General features: G+C 57.5%; 17 protein-coding genes. 6 read left to right on the forward strand and 11 right to left on the reverse strand.

The features are described from left to right. Window positions 1-13: 13 nt before the first annotated feature. Both RBH71_RS04140 and RBH71_RS04145 read left to right on the forward strand, forming a co-directional pair. Entirely contained in the window at window positions 14-1,237 is a 1,224-nt protein-coding gene (locus tag RBH71_RS04140) for a polysaccharide biosynthesis/export family protein (protein ID WP_323687156.1), read from the forward strand. Between the two features lie 223 nt (window positions 1,238-1,460). After that, on the forward strand, window positions 1,461-1,757 hold the full coding sequence (locus RBH71_RS04145; protein ID WP_065663102.1) for a hypothetical protein: 297 nt from the start codon (window positions 1,461-1,463) through the stop codon (window positions 1,755-1,757). Window positions 1,758-2,304: 547 nt separating this feature from the next. Here the strand turns inward: RBH71_RS04145 and RBH71_RS04150 are convergent. From RBH71_RS04150 to gmd, 3 genes are read right to left on the reverse strand one after another with little or no spacing between them, the layout of a single operon-like run. Next, on the reverse strand, window positions 2,305-4,833 hold the full coding sequence (locus RBH71_RS04150; RefSeq protein WP_323687157.1) for a glycoside hydrolase family 28 protein: 2,529 nt from the start codon (window positions 4,831-4,833) through the stop codon (window positions 2,305-2,307). After that, the gene (locus tag RBH71_RS04155; protein ID WP_153793266.1) at window positions 4,776-5,771 is read right to left on the reverse strand and encodes a GDP-L-fucose synthase family protein; all 996 of its coding nucleotides are present in this window, start codon (window positions 5,769-5,771) and stop codon (window positions 4,776-4,778) included. Before RBH71_RS04155 ends, RBH71_RS04150 begins: the two co-directional genes overlap by 58 nt. After that, window positions 5,755-6,825 carry a GDP-mannose 4,6-dehydratase gene (gmd, locus tag RBH71_RS04160; RefSeq protein ID WP_019566379.1) on the reverse strand — a complete coding sequence of 357 codons (1,071 nt, stop codon included), beginning with the start codon at window positions 6,823-6,825 and terminating at the stop codon, window positions 5,755-5,757. Before gmd ends, RBH71_RS04155 begins: the two co-directional genes overlap by 17 nt. Before the next feature lie 42 nt (window positions 6,826-6,867). Here gmd and RBH71_RS04165 point away from each other — a divergent pair, with 42 nt between their 5' ends. Then, on the forward strand, window positions 6,868-8,229 hold the full coding sequence (locus RBH71_RS04165; protein WP_323687158.1) for a class I SAM-dependent methyltransferase: 1,362 nt from the start codon (window positions 6,868-6,870) through the stop codon (window positions 8,227-8,229). Between the two features lie 97 nt (window positions 8,230-8,326). Here the strand turns inward: RBH71_RS04165 and RBH71_RS04170 are convergent, their stop codons facing one another. Both RBH71_RS04170 and RBH71_RS04175 read right to left on the reverse strand, forming a co-directional pair. Further along, a complete protein-coding gene (locus RBH71_RS04170; RefSeq protein WP_013761305.1) occupies window positions 8,327-9,220 on the reverse strand; it encodes a LysR family transcriptional regulator in 894 nt (297 codons plus the stop codon). 115 nt (window positions 9,221-9,335) lie between these two features. Then, window positions 9,336-10,397: an alpha/beta hydrolase gene (locus tag RBH71_RS04175; RefSeq protein WP_112360992.1), complete on the reverse strand. Its 1,062-nt coding sequence runs from the start codon at window positions 10,395-10,397 to the stop codon at window positions 9,336-9,338. A 393-nt stretch (window positions 10,398-10,790) separates the two neighbouring features. On the opposite strand from RBH71_RS04175, the gene RBH71_RS04180 reads away from it, so the two are divergent. Then, a complete protein-coding gene (locus RBH71_RS04180; RefSeq protein WP_416349303.1) occupies window positions 10,791-11,978 on the forward strand; it encodes an MFS transporter in 1,188 nt (395 codons plus the stop codon). 25 nt (window positions 11,979-12,003) lie between these two features. Beyond that, on the forward strand, window positions 12,004-12,447 hold the full coding sequence (locus RBH71_RS04185) for a cyclophilin-like fold protein (protein WP_236735842.1): 444 nt from the start codon (window positions 12,004-12,006) through the stop codon (window positions 12,445-12,447). A 26-nt stretch (window positions 12,448-12,473) separates the two neighbouring features. Here the strand turns inward: RBH71_RS04185 and RBH71_RS04190 are convergent, their stop codons facing one another. Both RBH71_RS04190 and RBH71_RS04195 read right to left on the reverse strand, forming a co-directional pair. Further along, window positions 12,474-12,881, reverse strand: a complete 408-nt coding sequence (locus RBH71_RS04190) for a low affinity iron permease family protein (RefSeq protein ID WP_026330957.1) — start codon at window positions 12,879-12,881, stop codon at window positions 12,474-12,476. Window positions 12,882-13,106: 225 nt separating this feature from the next. Next, a complete protein-coding gene (locus RBH71_RS04195; RefSeq protein WP_038493635.1) occupies window positions 13,107-15,053 on the reverse strand; it encodes an ABC transporter ATP-binding protein/permease in 1,947 nt (648 codons plus the stop codon). A gap of 345 nt (window positions 15,054-15,398) precedes the next feature. Between RBH71_RS04195 and RBH71_RS04200 the strand changes: the two genes are divergently transcribed. Next, complete coding sequence (locus tag RBH71_RS04200) at window positions 15,399-17,177, forward strand: diguanylate cyclase (protein WP_111801615.1); 1,779 nt, start codon at window positions 15,399-15,401, stop codon at window positions 17,175-17,177. Window positions 17,178-17,243: 66 nt separating this feature from the next. On the opposite strand, the gene RBH71_RS04205 is transcribed toward RBH71_RS04200, so the two are convergent. The 4 genes from RBH71_RS04205 to RBH71_RS04220 are packed head-to-tail and all read right to left on the reverse strand — an operon-like array spanning window position 17,244 to window position 22,785. Next, window positions 17,244-17,921: an ROK family protein gene (locus RBH71_RS04205; protein ID WP_111801546.1), complete on the reverse strand. Its 678-nt coding sequence runs from the start codon at window positions 17,919-17,921 to the stop codon at window positions 17,244-17,246. A 35-nt stretch (window positions 17,922-17,956) separates the two neighbouring features. After that, window positions 17,957-19,342 carry a glucose-6-phosphate dehydrogenase gene (zwf, locus tag RBH71_RS04210; protein WP_111801545.1) on the reverse strand — a complete coding sequence of 462 codons (1,386 nt, stop codon included), beginning with the start codon at window positions 19,340-19,342 and terminating at the stop codon, window positions 17,957-17,959. Beyond that, window positions 19,339-20,343 (reverse strand): phosphogluconate dehydrogenase (NAD(+)-dependent, decarboxylating), encoded by a 1,005-nt coding sequence (gnd, locus tag RBH71_RS04215; protein ID WP_111801544.1) that lies wholly within the window; start codon window positions 20,341-20,343, stop codon window positions 19,339-19,341. The genes zwf and gnd overlap by 4 nt, the downstream gene beginning before the upstream one ends. Window positions 20,344-20,379: 36 nt before the next feature. Next, window positions 20,380-22,785 (reverse strand): glucan 1,4-alpha-glucosidase, encoded by a 2,406-nt coding sequence (locus RBH71_RS04220; protein ID WP_162687023.1) that lies wholly within the window; start codon window positions 22,783-22,785, stop codon window positions 20,380-20,382. Window positions 22,786-22,872: the final 87 nt, after the last annotated feature.

A 22,872-nucleotide genomic window follows, 5' to 3' on the forward strand; every position in this document is an offset into this window, starting at 1 on the left:
GGGCTTTTCCCTGATGATGGCCAGCACCACCTTGCTGTCTCTGGCCGTTTGCCAATTACCGGCCGCCGCAGATGGCACGAACTACAAGGTCGCTACCGGCGACGTCTTGACGATCTCCGTCTACGGCGACCCGGGCCTGACCGGCCTCTTCCCCGTCAGTGCAGATGGAACGATCGGTTATCCACTTCTTGGCAACGTCAACGTGGTCGACCAGACAGTGAACGAAATCGGTGCGCGGATCAGCCGCGATCTGGCAAGCCATGTGGCAAACCGCTCCGTTGCCGTTGCGGTCAAGGAATATGCTCCGATCTTCGTTGTCGGCGACGTCCAGAAGCCGGGAAAATATGAATACCGTCCCGGCATGATCGTGCTTGAGCTCTTCGCACTCGGCGGGGGATTGCGCGAGTCGAATGCACAGAGGGATACCTCGGGCGTACAGTTGATCTCTGCCCAGCAGGAATATGAAGACATGTCGATGCAACTCCTGTCGCAGGATATCCGGCGCGTCCGACTGGAAGCGGAACTCAACGACACGGAATTTGAATATAAGGGCGACGAAATCGGACTCGTCCGGGATCGTACCGCACTGGAGAAGATCGTAGAATCTGAAAAAAGTCTGTTTCGCCTTCGCCTCTCGGCGCAGCAAGACGAAAAGACCAACCTCGAGGTCCAACGACAGAACTTCATTCAGGAGATAGACACGCTCCAGAAAAGCAACGTCATGCGCACCCAGCAACTAGAGTTGCTCGACATGGACGTCAACGCCTCGAAGGAACTTGTCACGCGCGGCGCAGCCTCAGAATCAGCACTGAGAGAGCGTAAGCGCGAACTACTATCCATGAACCAGCAGGTGCTGGAATCGACATCGTTTCTGGCGCGCGCGCAACAAAACAAAAGCGAAGTAGAGCGGCGTATTCTGGAGCTGAAAAGCAAAAGGCACAATGACGCCGCAACCGAATTGCGGGAAACCTCCCTGGACATCATGCGTTTGAAGAAAAAGCTGGCCTTCAGCCTTCAATCCATGGCCGAGATCGGCTCGACGGCGCGGCGGGTTTCCAGCCTCGAGGACATGATCCAGACCAAATTCTTCATCGTGCGTCAGGTTGCAGGTACATACCGCGAAACAGCTGCGGACGAGCATACGCAGGTCCGGGCGGGAGACGTTGTCCGCGTCCGCCTGTCGGTATCCGGCAGAGACCCTGTTTCAGCGGCAGTCGTCACAGGAAGCGTCAACTAAGAGAGACGAGCGTCTCCGACGCCCCTGCTTGAGCGGCCCTGAAAGCAGCTACCGCTTTTGGAGAGCTATAGCGCCATGTCGCAATTTGCTATCCTCAATAGTGCCCTCCAGCAGTCTCGTAGGACCAGCACCAATCAAAAGAGTTTGCCGGCGTTCCGATCGGTAGGATCTCGATTTCCTCCACAGAATAGAAACGACCGGTACCAATGCCAGGGAGACGGAGATGGAATCTGCGAACGTTCCGGTTGGTTATCATATGGTCAGGCAGCGTGCCGTCATCATCGTGAACGGCGAGAAAGGGCTGCAGCCCGTCAATGTGACGCAAGATGCCCTGAACGACATCCAGTCCCCACCGCGGTGCGATGCGCAACGCCTGGCACAATTCGTCGACGTGTTTGCAACGATAGCGGCATCCAAAATCGAGAAGGGAATGTTCGCGTTCGATGGACGGATCTGGATCACAGCGACCGACGTGCATGCCTGGCTCAATTTGGCGGCGGAAAACGGGGCCGCCAAGTAACGTCTCTCAAACTCTAACGCTTTTGTCCCTATACTTTTATCCCAAGCGCGAAAATTCGGCGCACAGCACATGGATTGGTGCGAACCCTACCGCTTATAGCCAGATTGAACCGAAACGATAAAAGCGGTTTGTAAGAGTAACCCGTCGCCCCCTGATACTTTGGCGGGTCCCTGGCAACCGGGGTTACCCGGTAACTGGGAGGGCTCGCTCGTTCAACCGGGCGAGCCTATTTGCGTTCGGCACAAACCGTCACCAGCGCCGCGCAAATCTTGTTGCGCCGACGGGTTGAGATTGAAATTTGCAAGAATATTACCTCGTCAAACTGGAACCACAGATCGCTCGCCACTCATGGAGTAACGAACGATCCGTCGGTCCCCTCGCCTGAAATGACAACCATCGAGCCTTGATCTCAATGGCCCGTGGCATCGCATTGCCTTGATTGATTGATTGATTGAGCCATATTCGCGACTTTCCGGCAGCTCGTCAATTCACCGCAGATACGTCATTAGAGGTACCTTGCCGGGATTTTCGGGGAATAGACTCCGGTTCAATCAGGTGTCAGCCTTGCAGCATTGGAGGACGATTTAACGGTGACGGCCTTAGGCCCCTCGTTTCCCATTGCAAAACCGCTCCATGTAGAGCCGACATTTATCCAGCTGTTCTGCGGATGCATCGTCAGGAAGCCCGCACTTTGAACGGGTCCTGGCGTTCCTCGGGTAAAATGATTGTTGTAGAGCACCGTGTTGATCCGCCTTGAGCGTTCGGCCGGTGCGGCCTTGAAGCTGCCGTCGTGCGTCCACATGAGTTTGTAGGCATCTACGAAGCCGTAACGGACGTTGGCGAAGGTATTTCCATCGAAGACCGTCCCATTATAGTCGGCGCCGGAATGGTTCCAGGTTTCATATTCGACGCCGATATAGGCGATATCCGTGAACCTGTTCCTGCGATAAATATTCCCCAGACCGCCCCAGATGCCGGCAACCCCGGAATCCGCGAATGTCGTGCCGACATAGAGGCCGCTGTTGCTGCGAGTCACACTGTTGTTGGAATATTGCAGGAAATACGGGCTGAGTCCCCGCGTCGAGTCCAGCGCAACCGTCATCATGCCGTGTCGCATCTGAGAGATGCGGTTGCTGTCGACCACCACGTCATAGACGTTGCCGTAGAGAAGAACGCCGGTGGAATCGGAATCATGCTCCGCATAGCTTGCCCTGCCATCGAACACATTATCGTATATCACGGCTCTCGATGCGGTCGCTGCCAGAGCAAAACGGCTCGTTCGATCCGGCACGACATTCCAGGGTTGCTCGAGCAGAACGACAGATCCGTCCGTCGACGCGATGTGACGGTGTTGCCCGGCCCCTCGCCCGCCAACGATGACGAGATCGAAGCCGCCCGGCTTGGCCTCCCCCAGATCCGACAGGGATTTGAAGGTAACCGAGTTCGAGGAAGCGCGGACGAAATCGTTTTTAAGCTTGCTCCCGACGATCTCGAAGCAGATCTGTTCGCCCTTGTTGCAATCGACCTTGGTGCAGTCGTGGGGCGCGGCGTTTCGCGAGATGTTTTTCTCAAAATAGAGGTTTCGCATGCTCCCGAAATGCGCCTGGCCAACAAAAAAACGTCCGATGCCATGACCGTCGTCGCGGCTTTCATCCGCATTTGTCAGCTCGTTGCCCGTCATGGCGAAATCGCGCCCACCCCATAGCGCGACGACGGATTCGCCGTAACCCGTCATCCGAAACCTATTGTTGGAGAAAAACACCTGCCGGCTCGCGCCGTAAAAGGATCCGTTCTCGATCAACTCGGACGCATGCACAAAAAGACCTACGGTGTCCTGGGCATCAAACGCCGGCACGCCCCAGGCGTCGATACGTACGGAATCCAGCCGTGTGTTTTTGGCGTTGCGCAAAGCAAGAAGAGGTTTACCCGCAATGTTGCGGTTGGCATTGAGGGTCAGGTTTCCGAACCGGGTGTCGTCGCCGTTAACGACAACCATGCTCTGATCAATCCCGTGGTTCAGCCTGATCTCCGTTTTGTTCACCCCTTCCCCGAACCACGCCACATTGGCGGGCGCAACCAAAGGCTTTGTCACGAGATAAATCCCGGCGGGGAAATACAAAACCGATGGCGTCGTTGCGGCCGCGGCGTCGAGCGCGCGCAAAATGGCTGCGGTGTCGTCGGTCATGCCATCGCCCGTTGCCCCGAACTGCCTGGCATCGATGCGCTTTTTATCCTGCACCGCCCATGGCGATTGCGACAGGACCTCAAGCGTCAGCGGACCGCTCCAGCCGAAGCGGCCGCCATGGGTATTGTGAACCCAAACTTCATAGTTACCCGGTGGCAGAGCCGGCACCTCGAAATCGACCTTAAAGGGGTTGACGGAGATTGCCGGAACATACGAGCCGGCAACAGCGACCGGCTTGATATAGAGATAGGATTGGCTGGCCCCGTTGGACCGCGAAAGGTTGCGTCCATAGACCGAGACGATGGCTCCCGGCGCTGCGGCATCGGGCCCGATCCACCAGCTTTCCGTGCGATTGATTGCGAAGCTGCGCCCTTGAAGAGTGCTACCCTGGGGCTTGATCAGGTAGGTGGACCATGAAGGAAGCGTGGCTGGCAGCAGCAGCGTCGCCGCCGTCGCGTCAGCCGTCAGCGACGCCAACGGGGTCACCACGCCCTCCGCGGCACCGGGGTGTTGCGAAAAGACTTCGAAACCCGTTCGTCCATCGAGATCGACACCGGTCATCGAGACAACCTCGCCAGGGCCCGCCGTTCTCGAAATTTCCGCGATTGCCGGCCCCTTGCCGCCTACCTCTGTCCAAGGTGGATTGAAGGCATCCGCATCATCCGGCAATCGTGGTTCTGGAACAGGTATCGGGAAACCGAACTGCCGTGGATCAGGTTGGCTGGCTTGCTCTTGCCCTCCCCGCACCGCAGGCTGCCCGGCAGACGAGAGACCCGAAAATGCGAGCACAAGGGCGGCAAGCAAAATCGATAATATCAGGGCATTTGGCGATCTCATCTTGCCGCTTGTCGTAACATATCCGATTGCAGCGACTTCGGTTGTCGCCACCACTCATACAAGTCCTGAATTCCGTATCTGAGCTCGACCGTCGAGTTCCAGCCAAGCGCGTTGAGCCGCGAGCAATCGAGCAGCTTTCTGGGGGCTCCATCCGGTTTGCTGGTGTCAAAAACGATCTGCCCATCGTAGCCGACGATGCCTGCAATCAGATGGGCGAGATTGCGGATGGATATCTCCCGCCCCGAGCCGATATTGATCAGCGGAAAATGCGCCGATGATTTCATGAGGAAGCAACAGGCATCCGCCAGATCGTCCACATGGAGAAACTCCCGCAGAGGACTGCCGGTGCCCCATAGAACAATCTTGTTCTGGCCGCTGATTTTCGCTTCATGCATTCTCCTGATCATCGCAGGAATGACGTGTGAGCTTTGCGGATCGAAATTGTCGTTCAGCCCGTAAATATTTGTCGGCATGACGGAGACGCAATTCAGGCCGTACTGACTGGAGTAGAATTGGGAAAGCTTGAGCGCCGCGATCTTCGCAATCGCGTAGGCCTCGTTGGTAGGCTCCAAAGGGCCTGTCAAAAGGGCATTTTCCGTGATCGGCTGCGCTGCGAATTTCGGGTAGATGCAGCTAGATCCCATCCAGAGAAGCTTTTCAACACCGATATCGGCAGCCGATTTCATGATATTCATCGAAATTAGCGTATTGGTGTAAAGAAAGTCCGCCGGATAGGCCGCATTTGCTGCGATGCCTCCAACCTTGGCGGCAGCGACAAAAATGACCTCAGGTCTTGCCGCCGCCATCCATTGCTCCGTCTCGTACTGTCGGGTCAGATCGAGCTCGCTGCGAGAGACTTTGAGAATTTCGCAATTTTCGCGCTGGAGACGTCGCACGAGTGCCGAGCCGACCATTCCGGTATGGCCGGCAACCCAGACGCGCTTGCCATTCAAGCTGAACGGGATTTCCTGCGATTTATGCGACGAATTCATTTCTTCCCTCTTCCAACATCACGAGGCGAAGATCCGCTTCGACCATTTCCTGAACGAGGTCGCAAAAGGAAGTCGAGTGGCTCCAGTTGAGTTTCCTGCGCGCCTTGCTGGGGTCGCCGAGAAGAAAATCCACTTCCGCCGGACGAAAATATCTGGGATCGATTTCGATGATCGTATTGCCAGTTTTGGCGTCGTATCCCACTTCGTCACTGCCATCGCCATTCCACTCGATGGTCTTTCCGACCACGCCGAAAGCAAGCTCAACGAATTCCCGCACCGTATGTGCCTCGCCGGTTGCGAGCACATAGTCCTCGGGTATTTCCTGCTGCACGATACGCCACATGCCTTCAACATAATCGCGCGCATGCCCCCAGTCCCTCTTTGCGTCGAGATTACCAAGACGCAGCTTGCTCATGAGACCGCGTTCGATGGCGGCAACGCCGCGCGTGATTTTCCGCGTGACGAATGTCTCCCCGCGAATGGGGCTCTCATGGTTGAAGAGAATGCCGTTGGATGCGTGAAAGCCGTAACTTTCCCGGTAATTGACCGTCATCCAGTATGCGTAGAGTTTTGCCGCAGCATAAGGGCTTCTTGGATAGAACGGCGTACCCTCGTGCTGAGCAACAGTGCCCATCCCGCCGAACAGCTCCGACGTGGACGCCTGATAAAACCGGCAACGGTCGCCGAGGTTCAGAATGCGCATGGCTTCCAGCAGCCTCAGCGTGCCAAGCGCATCCGCATTTGCCGTATATTCCGGCGTCTCGAAGCTGACCTGGACATGGCTTTGGGCACCGAGATTGTAGATCTCGTCGGGCTGGACCTCCTGAATGACCCGGCACAGGTTCGTGGCGTCCGTCAGGTCACCGAAGTGAAGACGAAAGCGAAGGTTTTCCTCGAAGGGATCTTGATAAAGATGATCGATCCGGCCGGTGTTGAATGAGGAAGACCGCCTTTTCAGGCCGTGCACAATATATCCCTTGGCAAGCAGCAATTCACTGAGATAAGCGCCGTCTTGCCCGGTTACGCCGATAATCAAGGCTCTCTTGTCTACCATCCACCACATCTCCCAGCGGTTCCGGCCCCGGATGGCGCCTCCTTGAAAGGTATAACGAGGCCCTGCGCATCGGCAGCATACCAAAAGGGAGAGGACGGCCGGTCAGAACTGGCTGATTCACCGTCCACCACGTCGACATCTGCCTTTAAGAGGAGGCAGGGTGGGTATCCCCGCTTCCGACTTAAGCCTTTTGGTCGAGTTGCAGGTCACGCAGGCCGTGCCAGACTTCAAAAATACAACGCCGGGTCGCGCACGATCTTTACGATAACAGGTAGCGCGAGACGACATCATCTACGGTTCATGGAGGCGGATTGGATGGGTACGTTCGCGACGACTTACGAAAAAATGCAGAACTTCAACTGGCTGACGCGCTTTCTGCATGCAGGCCGCTATCGAAAGCTGCTCGAGGTCCTCGAAACAGTGCAGAAGGACGTCGGCAATCGGAAGGTCAGAATACTGGATATCGGCTGCGGCCCCGGAACCGCGGTCGGACATATTCTGGAAAAATTCGACGTTGATTACGTCGGTATCGACTACGATCCAATCTTCATCGAGGCCGCGCGCAATCGCTACAGCAACTACGAAAACTGCCGCTTCATCGTCGGCGACGCCACCGACGAGAGCCTTTACGAAACGATCGAGGCCGACATCGTCATCGCGCTGGAAACGCTTGAACATATCCACCTCAACCGCACCGTCCGTGTCATCGAGCACGTCTGCGCAATCGTTCGTCCCCGCATTTTCCTGGTTACTGTACCCGTCGAAGTCGGGCCAGCCGTATGGATCAAGAACTGGGGTTCGGCCCTCATGGGCTACGACCGGCAATCCGGCAATCTGAAAGAGACTTTTTGGGCAGGCTTATACCGGCTGGACCGGGTGCCCGCTCACCATACGTCACATCAGGGCTTCGACTGGCGGTGTCTGGCGCAGCTTATCCGCGTCAACGCGCCCCTGCGCGAAATCCGCAGCCTGCCGTTTTCTTTTGTTCCACGCTTGCTCAGTCCGAACGTCGCGCTGATCGCCGAGCCGGTAAAATCGAGGATCGATCTGGCAAACGATGACCCCGAAGCATGGAAGATCAACCATGGCCAGACAACCTGGAACCAACAGCATATTGTCGACGGTGCCGTTGCAACCGATGCTGCGCGCCACGCCAAGTCCTCGTCAATATGGTCGATGCGCCTCAAGGGATTGCTGGGAATGGGCCTCGCCACCATGCCATTTGCCTGGCATCGCTGGTCTTACATCTCCATTTCCCCAGGCGAACTGCACTCATCGCATTTCCTGCTGACGATCGACAAACACTTGCTGCGGCCTCATCAACAGATGGACGGCGACATTATCGTCCTTGCAGGGCAAGCCATTGTTCAACGCATTTCTGAAGCCAGCTATCTGCTGATCTAGGATAAGGACTTGTCAGCCGCAGCGAGCGCAGAGAAGACGAAAGTCGGACATGGATCGTTCCGGGTTACGGACATCCACAGGGGGCCGACAACTCCCGTCAAACCCGATATCGCAGGGCCTCCAAAACCCTGACGAACGCCGGTGATGCCTGGCGACGGCTGGGGTAATAGAGGTAATATCCGTCCCAGGGCGGGGAATATTTCTGCAGCACGCGAACCAGCCGGCCGTCTGCGACATAAGGAAGGATCATTTCCTCCGGGATGTAGGCAAGCCCGAAGCCGTCAAGCGCGGCTTCCAGCGAATTGAAACTGTTGTTGAAGGCGAGCTGGCCATCGACCTTGATCTTGATCTCGCGGCCCTTGTCCTCGAACTCCCATACATAAAGGCCGCCGGCACTCGGCAGCCGGAAGTTGATGCAATCATGGCCGACCAGGTCCTTGGGATGCCTCGGGTGTGGTCGGTTCTTGAAGTAGGCGGGCGATCCGACGACAGCGAGACAAAAGTCGGGACCGATCCTTGCGGAGATCATGTCTTTCGCGAGATGTTCACCCATACGCACCCCCGCATCATAACGCTCCGTCACGATGTCGGTCAGTCCGTTGTCGAGGATCAGCTCGACCTTGATGTCGGGATATTGAGGCAAAAATTTCCTGAGTTTGGGCCAGAGGACATAGGTGATCGCGTACTCGGCGGCGACGATACGGATCGTTCCCGCCGGCTTTTCCCTCAGTTCGTTCAACGCATCGACATGCGCTTCGATCTCGTCGAAATGTGGACCGATCCCGTTTAGCAGCCGCTCGCCCGCCTCCGTCGGCGAAACCGCTCTGGTCGTCCGCATCAGGAGACGCACGCCCAACCTGGCTTCAAGCTGGCGAAGTGTGTGGCTCAATGCTGACTGCGATACGCCCAGCTTCGCCGCCGCCCGGGTAAAGCTCTGTTCTCGGGCAACAGCAATGAAAGCTGCAAGATCGTTGACGGTATCGCGTGCCATTCATGAGCCTCCTGCATCCAGACCTGTTGATTATGGCATAATGCTCATGCCGCACTAACAGAAAAAGAGCCCGCTTTGGGCGGGCTCCTGAGCTGTTACGTCACTGCAGGACGTATCAAGCCGACAGGTGCTGCTCAAAGAAGCTGGCGAGCTTGGTGAAGGGGATCACATCCATCTTGTCGTAGAGGTCCGTGTGGCTTGCGCCGGGAATGACATGGAGTTCCTTCGGTTCGGCCGCCGCCGCATACGCGGTCTCTGCGAAATAGAGAGAATGGGCCTTCTCGCCATGAATGAATAGAACCGGGCGCGGCGAAATTTCCGCGATGTAGCTCAGGATCGGCATGTTCATGAACGAAATTGGCGTTGTTTGCGACCAGGCGTTCCGGGAGTTGACCGCCCGCTGATGATAACCGCGTGGTGTCGAGTAGTAGTCGTGATAATCGACCATGAACTGCGGCGCGTCGGGTCCGACTTCCGCGTTGTAGGCCGCCTGATAGGCAGGTGTACCCTTTTCCGCATCGACCCACCGCTGGCGGCTCAACTGTTCCAGGGTCGCCGTGCGCTGCTCCAGCGTGACGCTGTCGTTGTAGCCCTTGGACATAACGCGGGTCATATCGTACATGGTGCTGGCAACCACGGCCTTCACACGCTTGTCCGAGGCTACGGCATTGAGCGCCATGCCACCCCAGCCGCAGACACCGATGACGCCGATCCGTTCGCGATCGACTTCGGGACGCAGACCGATGTAGTCCACAGCCGCACTGAAATCCTCGGTATTGGTGTCGGGAGACGCGATATTGCGCGGTTCGCCGCCGCTCTCACCTGTATAGGAAGGATCGAATGCCAGAGTGACGAAACCGCGTTCGGCCATCGTCTGTGCGTAAAGGCCGGACGATTGTTCCTTGACCGCGCCAAACGGTCCGCTCACCACGATTGCGGGGTTTCCGACGCTGTTGCGGGTTTTGGGCATGTAGAGGTCGGCCGCCAGGGTGATGCCATAACGGTTTTTGAACGAGACCTTCTGGTGATCGACCTTCTCGCTCTTCGGAAAAACCTTGTCCCAGTCCTGCGTCATCTTCAATGCTTGCGCCTCTGCCTTCGATACCGCCATCACTGACGCCGCGCCAATCGCGGCGATGCCGACACCCGTAATCTTGAGAAGGCCACGGCGGCCCATGTCCAGGCCCTCTCCCGTAGAAGCGTTTTCGTTCTGATTGCTCACTTCACTCTCCATTGTCGTTGCCGTGACGAGCGGCCGGTGGGCTGCTTTGAGGGGTGATGCAGCAGCGTCGTTCAAAAGATAGATCGGAGATTGTCGCGAGATTAGACCGCAGCGAAGGCATGCCGTCATGAGCGATATTCATGAATGAACCGAGCCCCTGCATCGACGTGGATAATACGCAAGCAGGCCGGGCGCGGCTAAACAAGACCCTTTGATGAGCATCGTTCATGACTGCATCCCGTGACAGGCGGCTTATTGCAAGATGCTTCATGACTTATGTTTCACCTCGCTGCCTCCCATCAGCAGCGGAAGAGCGTTGAAGAAATAGCCAAGAAAAGCTGCCGTACCATGTCCATAGAAACTACAATTTCCACAGGGGAAGCCAGATCCCGATCCGCAAACTGGGGCGGTGTGTTGGCGATGACGCTCTGCGTTTTCGCCCTGATCGCGTCTGAATTCATGCCTCTCAGCCTGCTGACGCCGATCGCGGATGAACTGCGCATCAGCGAAGGATCGGCCGGACATTCGATCGCGATCTCCGGCGCTTTCGCCGTCGTCACGAGCCTCTTTGTCTCGTATCTCGCGGGAGAGTGGGACCGTAAGCTGCTGTTGCTTGCTCTGACGGCACTGATGGCCCTTTCTGGCGTGACCGTGGCGATCGCACCGAACTATGAAATATTCATGGTCGGGCGCGCGCTCATCGGGATAGTGATCGGTGGGTTCTGGTCCATATCGGTAGCGACCGCCATGCGTCTTGTACCGGAGCATCTCGTGCCCCGAGCGCTTGCAATCTTTAACAGCGGTAACGCGCTGGCAACTGTCGTTGCTCCTCCGCTCGGCGCGTTTCTTGGATCGATCATCGGTTGGCGAGGTGCCTTCTTCACTGTCGTCCCCGTCGCGGCGATCGCATTCCTGTGGCAGCTGGCAAGCCTCCCTTCCATGAAACCCCTCCCCGGGAAAACGTCAAAGAATGCATTCAGGCTACTGAACCGTCCCTTGATCGCTATCGGCATGGCATCGGTCTCGGTTTTCTTTATGGGCCAGTTCACGCTGTTCACCTATGTCCGCCCGTTTCTCGAAACTGTGACACGAGTAGATATCTCGGTACTCACCTTCATTCTTCTGGGCATCGGAGTTGCCGGCATCGTTGGCACCAGCCTAATCGGTTACTTTCTCGCCAACCGCCTGTATCGCGTTCTGATCGTCATCCCGGCTCTGATGGCGGTGACGGCCGTGATACTTGTTGCCTTCGGCAACAGTCTCCCTGTCGCGGCGATAGCGCTTGCGGTCTGGGGAATGATCGCCACCGCGGCGCCAGTGGGTTGGTGGGCGTGGCTCGCCCGCTCAATGCCGCAGGATGCGGAAGCCGGAGGTGGTCTCATGGTTGCGGTCATCCAGCTTGCGATATCAGCCGGTGCGATAGTGGGCGGATTTCTTTACGACGCATCCGGCTACCGCATGACTTTCCTGGCAAGCGCAGGTTTGCTCCTGGCCGCGTCAGCGCTGGCATTCAAATCATCGAGAATATCCTCGTAAAGCAGTTCGGCATGAGAGCATTCCAATGATCGACCGGCGTCTATTTCTTGGGCTGGCTACCGCGGCCACAGCTTTCCCGTCCGCATTGTTCGGTCAGGTAACAAAAACGGAGGTATCCTTGATGAGTTTCCGAATGGCCTTTGGTGGTCACAGCATGACCGCGACCTTGTTTGACAACCCGTCGGCACGCGAGCTCATGAAAATGCTGCCGCTCGATCTCACGATCGAAGACTATTCGACCAACGAGAAAATCGCATATCTGCCTCGAAAGTTGACGCAGGTGACTGACACGCCTTTCGATAACGCACGTCCCGGCGACATCGCTTATTACGCGCCATGGGGTAATCTAGTCTTCTATTACGACAGCTACCGATACTCGAAAGGGCTGATCCGCCTCGGACGTTTCGATGACGGCTTCGAGCCACTTTTCACCCGAGGCGAATTCTCTCTGCGCATAGAGCGCGCCTGACACGCGCCTGCCAAAGGTAAATGCCATTAACGTCGGGAAAGCAAGCGGGCCATGGCATGATGGGGTGCCGGCTTATCGCTATCCGGTCCGCTTTCCCTTTCGAGACGTGCACGAATCTTTTCGATTTCCTCTTCCGTGAGGTGCTCGATCCCAATGAAGTCACCGCGCGCCTGCTCCACCGCCCGCAACAACTCGTCCAGTTTTGCTTCCATCGCTGCGGAATCCCTGTTCTGTGAATTCTGCACGAGAAAAATCATCAGGAAGGTGACAATGGTCGTACCCGTATTGATGACCAGTTGCCAGACCTCCGAAAACCCAAACAGCGGTCCGCTGATCCCCCATACGAGCACGGTTCCGAGAGCCACCATGAAAGCCGTTGGAGAGCCGGAAAATGAAGCTATAGTGCTTGCGAAGCGAGTGAAGAATTTATTCATAACACGCTGCCCCTTGTTGCCGTTTTAGGGATGCCAACCAACAAAATGCACGATTGTTCCGGGGTGCCGTGACAGCAGAAGTTCCAATTTGCACTTCGATCCGCGGCAAGCCCTCATTCTGTTCGTTCTCGCCAAAGTGGTCGGTGAATTCTCCCCAACGACAATGAGCGGCCACCAACTCTCCTACCCCGGCATTCAAGCAGGTCAGCACAAGCGTCGGTGCCATCACCTCCGCTTGACTATTCTCCGCAGCATGGAGCCTCTCGCCTTGCGAGGAATGAGATCGATATCGCTGACAAGCTTTGCGCCCCCCTCCCGCCGTTCCAATGTGATCTTCCGGCTATGAAACGCTTCCAGTTCGGCACGATGCGCTACGCTTACGATCGTCGCATCGGGTAGCTCATCAATTACCGTCTGCATCATCTTGTCCTGACTTTTCTCGTCCAGAGCCGCCGTCGCCTCGTCCATGACGATGATGTCGGGGGCGTTCAGCAACAGGCGTGCGAAGGTCAGCCGTTGTTTTTCGCCACCTGATAACGTCTGGTCCCACGGCGCCTCGTCTTCAATCTTGTCCTTGAGTTGACCCAGACCGACCTTGTCGAGAGCGGCCCCGATCTCTTCCGGCGTCCAGCTCTCGGCCGGTTGCGGATAGCAGACCGCCCGACGTAGCGTGCCAGCCGGAATATATGGCCGCTGCGGCAGCATGAACAATCGGCTGCCGGCGCGAAAATTGACGCTGCCTCCACCCCATGGCCAGAGACCGGAAATGGCCCGAACCAGTGTGCTTTTGCCCGAGCCCGATTCCCCCGCGACAAGCACTCTCTCGCCCGCGCCGATCTCGACATCCGTCTCCTTGACGACGGCCGTTCCGTCACCGAGAGAAACGGACACATCCTTGAGGCTGAGTATTGTCTCGCCTTCCGTTTCGCCTCGCACGATCCGACCGAGAGTGTCGCTCTTTTCGGCGCGCTCAAGGCCATCGAGCGACATCATCAGGGAGGCAACACGTCTCGCGCAGGCGTTCCAGTCGGCCAGACGGGGATAGTTGTCGACCAGCCAGCCAAATGCGGATTGAACAATGGTGAAAGCGGAGGCAGCCTGCATTACCTCGCCAAGAGACATGCTTCCATCGAGAAACTTCGGCGCGCACAACAGAACCGGTACGACGGGGGCAATCAACATCGATCCATTCGATACGACCGTGGTGCGCATATATTGCTGCGCCATGAGACGCCACTGCCGCCGGACATTGCCGAAGCGCTTGTCCAGATCGCTGCGCTCCTCGTCTTCGCCGCCAAGCAGGGCGATGCTCTCACCATTCTCCCTGACGCGCGTAAGCGTGTAGCGAAACTCCGCTTCAACCTGGTTCTTGACTTCGGAAACCTTGACGAAGTTCCGGGCAATGAAGGCGATGGAACTGGATGTGATGATTGCATAGATAACAGCCGCAATCACGAGAAAGCCGGGGATCGTGATCCAGACACCCGCGATAGAGACCGTAAGAGCGCCACCAATCGTCCACAAGACAACGATAAAAGTAGAGGCAGACACGAATGCAGCGATGACACCTGAAACAAAATCCACGGGCGCCTCGGTGGCAATACGCATATCCTCCGAGAGCCTTGCCTCGGGGTTTTGATGGTCACCATCGATCAAATTGAGCTGATAATAGCGGCCATTCGCAATCCATCTCCCAACGAGCGACTTTGTCAGCCAGGAACGCCAGCGCCGCTGAATGCGCATCCTGACATAGACCTGCGAGGTCACGATAAAGACACTTCCCAGGACGAGCAGCGGAAAGACGGATCCGAGAAAATAGACCGTCGACGCGTCGCGTTTCTCAATGGCGTCAAAAATCCCGCGATTCCAGACGTTGATGCCATACTGGAAGCCGACATTTATGCCGATCATAGCCAGAAGCCCGAGCGAAAACAGCCAGGCCAGCCGATCGCCGCGACGGCTCCAGAAACCTCGCGCGCTGATCCAGAAGCGCTTCAGCAGATATTTCCTGCGAGCCTCCTCGGCCTCCTCCGGCGTCAAGCCCAAAGCAGGTTCCATCTCCTCTGGCGGGAGCGGATCATCGTTTTCATGGGCATCGTTTTCGGATGCGGTTTGGGTGCCAGTCTCGTCGGCACCAACGACCGGCTTCGGTCCTGCGTCATTATCGATCATGGGCGCTAAACGAACGATGCGTCGAAAGGTTTCACGGCTTTGTGATGCGTCGTGAAATATAATTCCGTTGCTGCGCGGGGCTTTTCAAAAGCCTCTAAATACACGGCTTTCTGGCCCGCTGCCGACATACCGGAATCGCGCTGGCGGATATTGTGACCGTTGGTGGAGACGGTCCAGGTGCATCGCCATGGGGTGCCTGACTTGGCCCGCGGTGCGACAGATCATATTGACGGTTAACCGCGTGTTGACTTCCCGTTTGACGAGATGGCCTAACATAAGCAGACTCTGAAATTGGACCCCGCCGCACCCGGTTTTCATGCCATGCGGCAAGCATACGGCGCCATCATGCGACTTAGTACCATCACGAACCTGGCTTATGCTGTCACCCTCGTGCTCACGACAGTATCGGCGACCACATTCATTCTATCGGCCAGAAGCGCTTCTCAAGAGCGGGTGGCAATCCAGAATCATCTCGAACTGACCGATCTCGCCGAAGAACTGGCGATCATTGCGGACGAGCGCACCGAGGAGGCGCGTCTTTACGTCATGCGGGGCGACGAGCAACATCTCGCAAAATTCTACGTCGACGAAGATCAGGAAAAGCACCTTGAAAACACCCTGGACAAACTCGCAGCTCTTGGTGTTTCGCCGCAAGAGGCAGGCTCATTTCAGGACATACGAAAGAGCGCCGACGCACTGGACAAGATGGAGCGCGATGCAATCGGTTTCTATCGATCCGGCCGCCAGAACGATGCACAGCAGGTCCTGTTCGGCGATGAGCACTATCGACTGCATACGGACCTGCTGACAACCGTCGCGACGCTGAGAGAAGCCATTGCGGCCCGCTCGCAGGCAATGGTTGACCAGGCTAAAGACCGAAGCGATTTCTACGGATCGATCGCGAAGGTGATGCTTGCGCTCACCGCCCTGATGTTTGTGGCCGTACTCTATTTTGTCCTCAGCAGACGCGTTGCCTTGCCGCTTATCAAAATGAGCAACATCGTCACGCGCCTTGCCCGGCAGGATTACAGTATCGACCTGCCCGACGAAGGCCGGCGTGACGAAATCGGTGAAATGAACCAGGCTATCAGGATCTTCCGCAGCAACGGACTGGAACGGGAACGGCTTGACGCGGAGCACCGCAGGAATCAACGCATCAAGGACCTGATCCTGCAGATGATGCATCGGATTCAGGCCTGCCAGAATCAGGAAGAATTGTCCGACGTCGTTTCGAAATTCATGCCGCAAATTTTCCCGGCCATTGCCGGCCGCCTGCTTGTTCTCAAGGAAAACAGTTCGGTTCTCCATTCGACCGGACAATGGTCCGATCCTTCGTTTTCCGCCCCGGAATTTTCGATAGACGATTGCTGGGCTCTCCGTCGCGGACGTCCCCACGCCAGCAACCCGGGCGGAGACGATGTTGTCTGCCATCACCTACATGGCAGTTTCGGAACAGGCCTGTGCATACCACTCACCGCATTGGGAGAAACCGTCGGCTTATTGTATCTTGAAATTCCGCAGAGTAGCGAGACGCTGGAGTTAGAGCGGCTATATCTCGAACTCCTCGCCGAAAATATAGGCCTTGCCGTTGCAAACCTCCAGCTTCGGCAGCGGCTAGTTGGCATGGCACGGCAAGACGCCCTGACTGGTCTTTTGAACCGTCGATCGCTTGATGAGACGCTGAACAGGCATATTGAAAAGCCAACCAATTCGCTTGCATGTCTGATGCTCGACATCGACCATTTCAAGCGCTTCAACGACCGGTTTGGCCATGATGCCGGTGATGCGGTGATGCAATATGTCGCCCAGGTGCTGTCGGAAGCTGTCGGCGATCTGGGTGAACTATTCCGTTTCGGCGGCGAGGAATTCACCGTGCTCATGCCGGCTGGGGGCATTGAAGATGCCATCAAGGTTGCGGAGAAACTCCGGCATGCGGTCGAGCGCGCACCTTTCACCTACCGGGGCCGTCTGCTTGACTCGATCACCATATCCATCGGTATCGCAACGTCACCGGGCGCCGGAACCGTGAGCAGCGTCCTGGAAAGGGCGGACGCTGCGCTTTTGAGCGCCAAGCAGACAGGCCGGAACAAGTGGGTGTCGGCCGAGAAGCCTCCAACCGATTAGGTAGAGGCTCCGCCGCGCCGATTGCGTGGTTATCGAAGCAGCAGCCGACCTAGCATATTTGACCGGCTAGACGATGAGGTTCGGGTTCTTCCACAGCTGGAATCCGCCTTCGAAAGCAAGCGCATTATCTCCGCGGCGGCATCCGGGCGGCAGGGTATCGAGTTTTTCGACATTACCGCCGCCGATGACCACCTCATCCGGTTCAAGGGCGGCAGTCAGACGCTCTACGACATCAGTGACGCGCTTTTGCCATTTGGCATTGCCCTTCTCTTCGCGATACGCCTCTCGGAGATAGTGCTCGTACGTTTTGCCCTTCCGATAGGGAAGATGAGCGATCTCCATGGGCTGGGCCACGTTTTCGACAATCATCGCAGCTCCCAAGCCTGTTCCGAGACCGAGAAACAACATGCGCCCGCCCTGATAGGAGCCGATTGCCTGGATCAGCGCATCGTTAACGATACGAACGGGGCAGCGGAAAGCGCCGGCGTAATCATAACCGACCCAGCCTGTACCCAGATTGACCGGTTCGCGAAGCGGTTTGTTGTGGACGACCGGACCGGGATATCCCATGGCGATGACGTCATAGGTCATGTCTTTCGCCATGGCGGTTACGGCAATGACCATTTCTGGCCCGGTCATCGCCTTGCCGCTTTCGACCTTGCGCTCGTCGCCACCGGCACTTGAGCGGATCTTGACGTGGCTGCCGCCGATATCGATCGCTAGAACGATCCGATCCTGTGTCATTGAACTACCGTCCGTGGTATTTGCCGGCATGGGCGTCACTCCGGATCAACCCAACCGCCAGGCGGCGCGAAACTCTCCATCTCGACCGGACCCCAGCTTCCTACGGCATAGCGTGGCGGCACGGCCGGGTCGTCGAGAATGGGCTCAACGATTTTCCATGCAAGTTCTGCCGCATCCTGACGGGTGAAAAGCTGGCGTTCGCCTGCCATCGCATCGCCGATCAGCCTTTCATAAGGTGCCATGTCGCCGATGCCGTCATCGACAGCGCCCAGTTCCACCGCCTCGCCGAGCATACCGTCCCCGGCAGCCTTGCGGCGCGCGCCAATGCCGATGGCGATATCTGGCCCGAGCCGGAAGCGCACATAATTTGCGGCCGCCGCCTCAACATCGCCGAAAAGCGCTATCGGCGGCCGCTTGAAACGCACCACAACTTCGGTTGCATGTGCAGGCAGGTTCTTTCCGGCGCGGATGAAGAAAGGCACGCCGTTCCAGCGCCATGTGGCCACGCGAAACCGCACGGCGGCAAAGGTTTCGCGGCTTGAGCCGGGCGCAACGCCGGGTTCGTCAAGGTAACCGTCGAACTGGCCACGCACCACATCCTCGCGGCTGAGCGGTGGCATGGCTTTGAGGATCTGCACTTTCTCATCGACAAGATCATCCGAAGCGCTTGTTGCCGGTGGCTCCATGGCCAGTAGCAACAGCACGTTGATGAGATGGTTCTGGATCACATCCCGGATGCATCCAACCTCGTCATAAAACTTTCCACGTCCCTTGATGCCAAAATCCTCGGCCATGGTGATCTGCACGCTTTCAACATGGTCGCGGTTCCAGACCGGCTCAAGAAAGGCATTGGCGAACCGGAAATAAAGAAGGTTCTGAATCGCCTCCTTGCCGAGAAAATGGTCGATGCGAAAAATGGCATCCTCTTCGAAAACCGCATGCAGCGACTGGTTCAGGGCCTCCGCCGTGGCAAGATCGCGGCCGAACGGTTTTTCCACCATCAATCGCGCCGAGGCTGCTATCCCGGCCTTATCAAGCCCGGTCACGACGGTTTCAAACAGTGACGGCGGAATGGCGAGGTAATAAAGCGGATGACCGTGGTCACCGAGTGCGGCGCGCAGCTTTTCGAATGTCGCCTCGTTACGGTAGTCGCCGGACACGTAATGCAGTTGAGAAGCGAATTTTTCGAAGACGGCTTCATCGATCTTGTCGACGTGGCTGGTAACCGCGTCGCGCGCCCGCGCGATCAGCTGATCGCGCGACCAGTCATCGAAGGCGACACCGACGACTGGCGTTTGAAGCGCGCCGCGTTTCACCATGGCGTAAAGGGAAGGAAAGATCATTTTGTAGGCAAGGTCGCCGGTGGCACCGAACACCACGAGTACGTCCGATCGCTGCTTATCCATGGCCGACGCCCTCATTTTGCTTTTTCCAGATGGCCACCAAAGGCATTGCGCATGGCCGAGAGTACCTTGCCGGCAAACTCCGCCTCACCGCGTGAGGAGAAGCGCTCGAACAGGGCGGAAGCCAAAACAGGCGCAGGAACACCCGTTTCGACGGCCGCCTGAAGGGTCCAGCGCCCTTCGCCTGAATCTGACACCCGCCCGCCATACTGGTCGAGATGAGGGTCCTGCTTCAGCGCCTCCGCCGTCAGATCGAGCAACCACGAGCCGATGACGGACCCATGCCGCCAGACCTCCGTCACGGCAGGAAGATCGATGTCGAACTGGTAGTATTGCGGGTGGGCGAGCGGCGCTGTTTCCGCATCGGCCTCCCGGTGCTGCGTGCCGGCATTCGCTGCCTTCAAGATATTCAGGCCTTCCGCATAGGCGGCCATAACACCGTATTCGATGCCATTGTGAACCATCTTGACGAAATGCCCTGCGCCTGACGGTCCGCAATGCAAATATCCCATTGGCGCCGTGCCGGTGACGGGATCGGCCGCGATGCCCTGGCCCGTACCGGGAGCAAGTGAGGCAAAAATCGGATCGAGCCGCTGCACGGCACCCAACGGGCCACCGATCATCAGAGAATAGCCGCGCTCCAGACCCCAGACGCCACCGGATGTACCGGTGTCGATGAAGTCGATGCGACGGGGCGCAAATTCCGCCGCCAAATCGATGGCATCCCGGTAGAAGGAGTTGCCGCCATCGATGATGGCATCGCCCGCCTGCAGTCTGGCGGCAAAGTCACGAGCAATTTTCGGCGTTATTGCCGCCGGCAGCATTAGCCAGACGGCGCGTGGCGGTGACAGCTTCGCGACCAGGTCGTCTGGCGAGGTCGCGCCAACTGCGCCTTCCTTCACCAATGCTGCGACATTGTCGAGATTGACGTCGAAGACCACGCAATCATGACCCTGTTTCAGAAGACGGCGCACCATGTTTGCGCCCATTCGTCCAAGCCCAACCATTCCGATCTGCATGCTGACACTCCATTTGTCCAATGCGCGATATGTACTTCATTCGCCGAGGCGAACGGTGAAATCCTGGTTTTCCCAATTCCCTGTGTTTGGCCAAAAGAAAGTAAAAACGATTGCGTCGCCCGCCGCCATATCCTGAACGGGCAAGTCGACGAAATATGTGCCAAGGCCGGAAGCAATCGTTCTGGTGTCACTGGTCGTCACCCAGCCATCCGCACTCCAGTGCACGACAGCATCATCCGTCAGTTCGAGGCGCAACATCTTGCCGGCCGGTATCCCGGCAATCTTGTTATTGAAACACCAGATCCGAAGGTGCGACGGCGTCTTGTTGAGGATGTAGCGTTCCACACCCTGCGGCGGCATGTCGAAAACGGAACCATCGGCAAGCGACCGCAGAAGTTTGATATGTTCAGCATGCGCCCAGACCAGCGGCATCGCACTTCCTGAGGGCTGGCCGTAGAAAAGCTCGTATTCAGGGATGTCGGGCTGGTCCCAGATCTGCTCGGGGAAAAGGCCGTTCCCACCGGCCGATTTCTCCAGCGTTACCAGCAGCGCTTCGGCCACCTCCCGCCTTCCCGCAGCAAGCTCGTAGTGGGCGCGTTCGCCGGTCAAAAGCGGCCATGGCCGCCCCTGCCCGGTGCCGTCGAACGCTGCTCCATCGGCGTGCTCACCATATCCATCGCCCGTATATCTATACCATACAGGCCCCTGCGGCAGATCGGCACGCAGGCAATGGTCGATTGCTTTGATCGTCGCGAGAATATGCGGATCGTCAGGCGCGCGCAGGCCGAAGCGAACTAGGGCAAGCGCATCGGGGCTGATGACGTCGCTGGTCGGCAGCGTGGAACGGTCCGGCGTCTGGTTGCGGATGGGCGTATCGCCGAATGGTCGAGCTACGTCGGTCGCGTCAGGCGAAGCGATGCGAACATAGTGGCCGGAAATGCCAAGCGCGGCGCAGAATGTCTCGTCACCGGCAAAGGTCCATTGTTCGATCTGCTCGTTCCAGCAATCAGCCGTTTCCCGTAGATGCACGGCTTCGGCAGCATCACCGTCCATATCGATAAGGTCGGCAGCGGCAAGCAGCGCAGCGATCTCGACGGCAAGGGTGAAGGGACTGTAGCCGGCATCCTCTTCCCACCTGTCCTCCCCGGTCGTCGGGCCGTTTGCCAGAATATAGGCTGCGGCACGGTGGATCATCGGCATAAAATCCGCCCGCGTGGCATGATCCAGGTGACCATGTCGATGCAGCATATCCGCCAGCAGGATCGGAAAGGCGCATTCATCCATCTGTACGCCCGGCCAATAGGGTTTGCCATCCAGCCAGAGATTTTGCGGCCAGCGGCCCGACGGTTGCTGCACCTGACGAAGATAATTGAGGATCGCCAGCGCCTCGTGGTGATCGCCGGCCGCCAAAAATCCGCCGGCCGCTTCCACCAGATCGCGCGGCCAGACCAAATGATAACCACCGAGATCGTCATCGCTCTTCGATGCTCCCCATGGGATCGACAGGCTTGCAACAACAGCGCCCGGCCGGTCGGCGGCACGATGTGCGGCGAGCACTGCTGTCGACACCCGATAGGAATTGATGCCGTGATGCGTATCGCGGTCGAGCGTTTCCAGCCGGTCTTGCCAGTTGCGCCAGTTGGCAACGTAGGCCTCGTGCGCCCGTTCAAAGCCATGCTTCAGACTGTAAACGGCCGCCGCCGCCGCTTCATATTCCGTCTCGCCAAAGCCGAGCGCCAATGTTGCCGCGCCATTGACATCACTGAAGTCGATCTCACCTGCCAGCGAGACATTTCCGTCATCGGCTCGCTGGTACTCTTCAACGATGCGTCCGTGCCGATGCAACTGCTGCCAACCATCGGAAACACCCACGAAACCGGCGCTGACTGCCCGCCAGGGCAGATCGCAGATAAGCGCAAGATATCGTGAACGGCCGGTCGCGAAGAGGACCTGATGTCCCTCATAGTCGCCAATCCAAGCCGAGTTAAGATTGCCTGCATTGACGAGATGAGGTGCCAGCAGCGCAGTCACGCGATAATCCGAAATTTGTCCCTTCAGGGGAATGAACGAAAGCTGCTGAAGAACACTGGCCCGCGCGGGATCGCTGATCACCTGTTTCTCAATTCTGAACGAGCCATCCGTCGCCGTATTGGTAATGTGAAATGCCGGAATTCCACTTTTAAAAGGGCGGGTGACGGATACGCAGTCGCGTTTTTCTTCCGAAAAGTAACCCTCAGGCCCAGTGACAACAAAACCGAGATCGCGGGTGCAGGCACTGTCTATCCTCGGATAATAGACCTCGTTCAGAATGCCGTGGCTGAGCGTGAACCAGATAGGCGATGCTTCCGACAGCGCAGTGCCGACCCCGTTTTTGGCGCTCGACGTCCAGCGCGCTTCTATGCCAGGCGCGCCCGGTGCAAAATCCAGTCCGGTGCGCATCATGAAATGTCTCGGTTACGCTGATGAGGCAGGCGAAAGTGGCGCGAATTGCAGTCCTGAACAGTCATGACGGGGTATCTCGACCTTGAA

It is taken from the genome of Rhizobium sp. AN68 (assembly GCF_030758035.1).
Taxonomy (GTDB): Bacteria; Pseudomonadota; Alphaproteobacteria; order Rhizobiales; family Rhizobiaceae; genus Agrobacterium; species Agrobacterium tumefaciens.

What these genes read in the sequence shown, in the direction of transcription:
- RBH71_RS04140 (WP_323687156.1), top strand. Translation starts at nt 14, where the DNA reads ATGATGGCCAGCACCACCTTGCTGTCTCTGGCCGTTTGCCAATTACCG.
- RBH71_RS04145 (WP_065663102.1), top strand. Translation starts at nt 1,461, where the DNA reads ATGGAATCTGCGAACGTTCCGGTTGGTTATCATATGGTCAGGCAGCGT.
- RBH71_RS04155 (WP_153793266.1), bottom strand. Translation starts at nt 5,771, where the DNA reads ATGAATTCGTCGCATAAATCGCAGGAAATCCCGTTCAGCTTGAATGGC.
- gmd (WP_019566379.1), bottom strand. Translation starts at nt 6,825, where the DNA reads ATGGTAGACAAGAGAGCCTTGATTATCGGCGTAACCGGGCAAGACGGC.
- RBH71_RS04170 (WP_013761305.1), bottom strand. Translation starts at nt 9,220, where the DNA reads ATGGCACGCGATACCGTCAACGATCTTGCAGCTTTCATTGCTGTTGCC.
- RBH71_RS04175 (WP_112360992.1), bottom strand. Translation starts at nt 10,397, where the DNA reads ATGGGCCGCCGTGGCCTTCTCAAGATTACGGGTGTCGGCATCGCCGCG.
- RBH71_RS04180 (WP_416349303.1), top strand. Translation starts at nt 10,791, where the DNA reads ATGTCCATAGAAACTACAATTTCCACAGGGGAAGCCAGATCCCGATCC.
- RBH71_RS04185 (WP_236735842.1), top strand. Translation starts at nt 12,004, where the DNA reads ATGATCGACCGGCGTCTATTTCTTGGGCTGGCTACCGCGGCCACAGCT.
- RBH71_RS04190 (WP_026330957.1), bottom strand. Translation starts at nt 12,881, where the DNA reads ATGAATAAATTCTTCACTCGCTTCGCAAGCACTATAGCTTCATTTTCC.
- RBH71_RS04195 (WP_038493635.1), bottom strand. Translation starts at nt 15,053, where the DNA reads ATGATCGATAATGACGCAGGACCGAAGCCGGTCGTTGGTGCCGACGAG.
- RBH71_RS04200 (WP_111801615.1), top strand. Translation starts at nt 15,399, where the DNA reads ATGCGACTTAGTACCATCACGAACCTGGCTTATGCTGTCACCCTCGTG.
- RBH71_RS04205 (WP_111801546.1), bottom strand. Translation starts at nt 17,921, where the DNA reads ATGACACAGGATCGGATCGTTCTAGCGATCGATATCGGCGGCAGCCAC.
- zwf (WP_111801545.1), bottom strand. Translation starts at nt 19,342, where the DNA reads ATGAGGGCGTCGGCCATGGATAAGCAGCGATCGGACGTACTCGTGGTG.
- gnd (WP_111801544.1), bottom strand. Translation starts at nt 20,343, where the DNA reads ATGCAGATCGGAATGGTTGGGCTTGGACGAATGGGCGCAAACATGGTG.
- RBH71_RS04220 (WP_162687023.1), bottom strand. Translation starts at nt 22,785, where the DNA reads ATGATGCGCACCGGACTGGATTTTGCACCGGGCGCGCCTGGCATAGAA.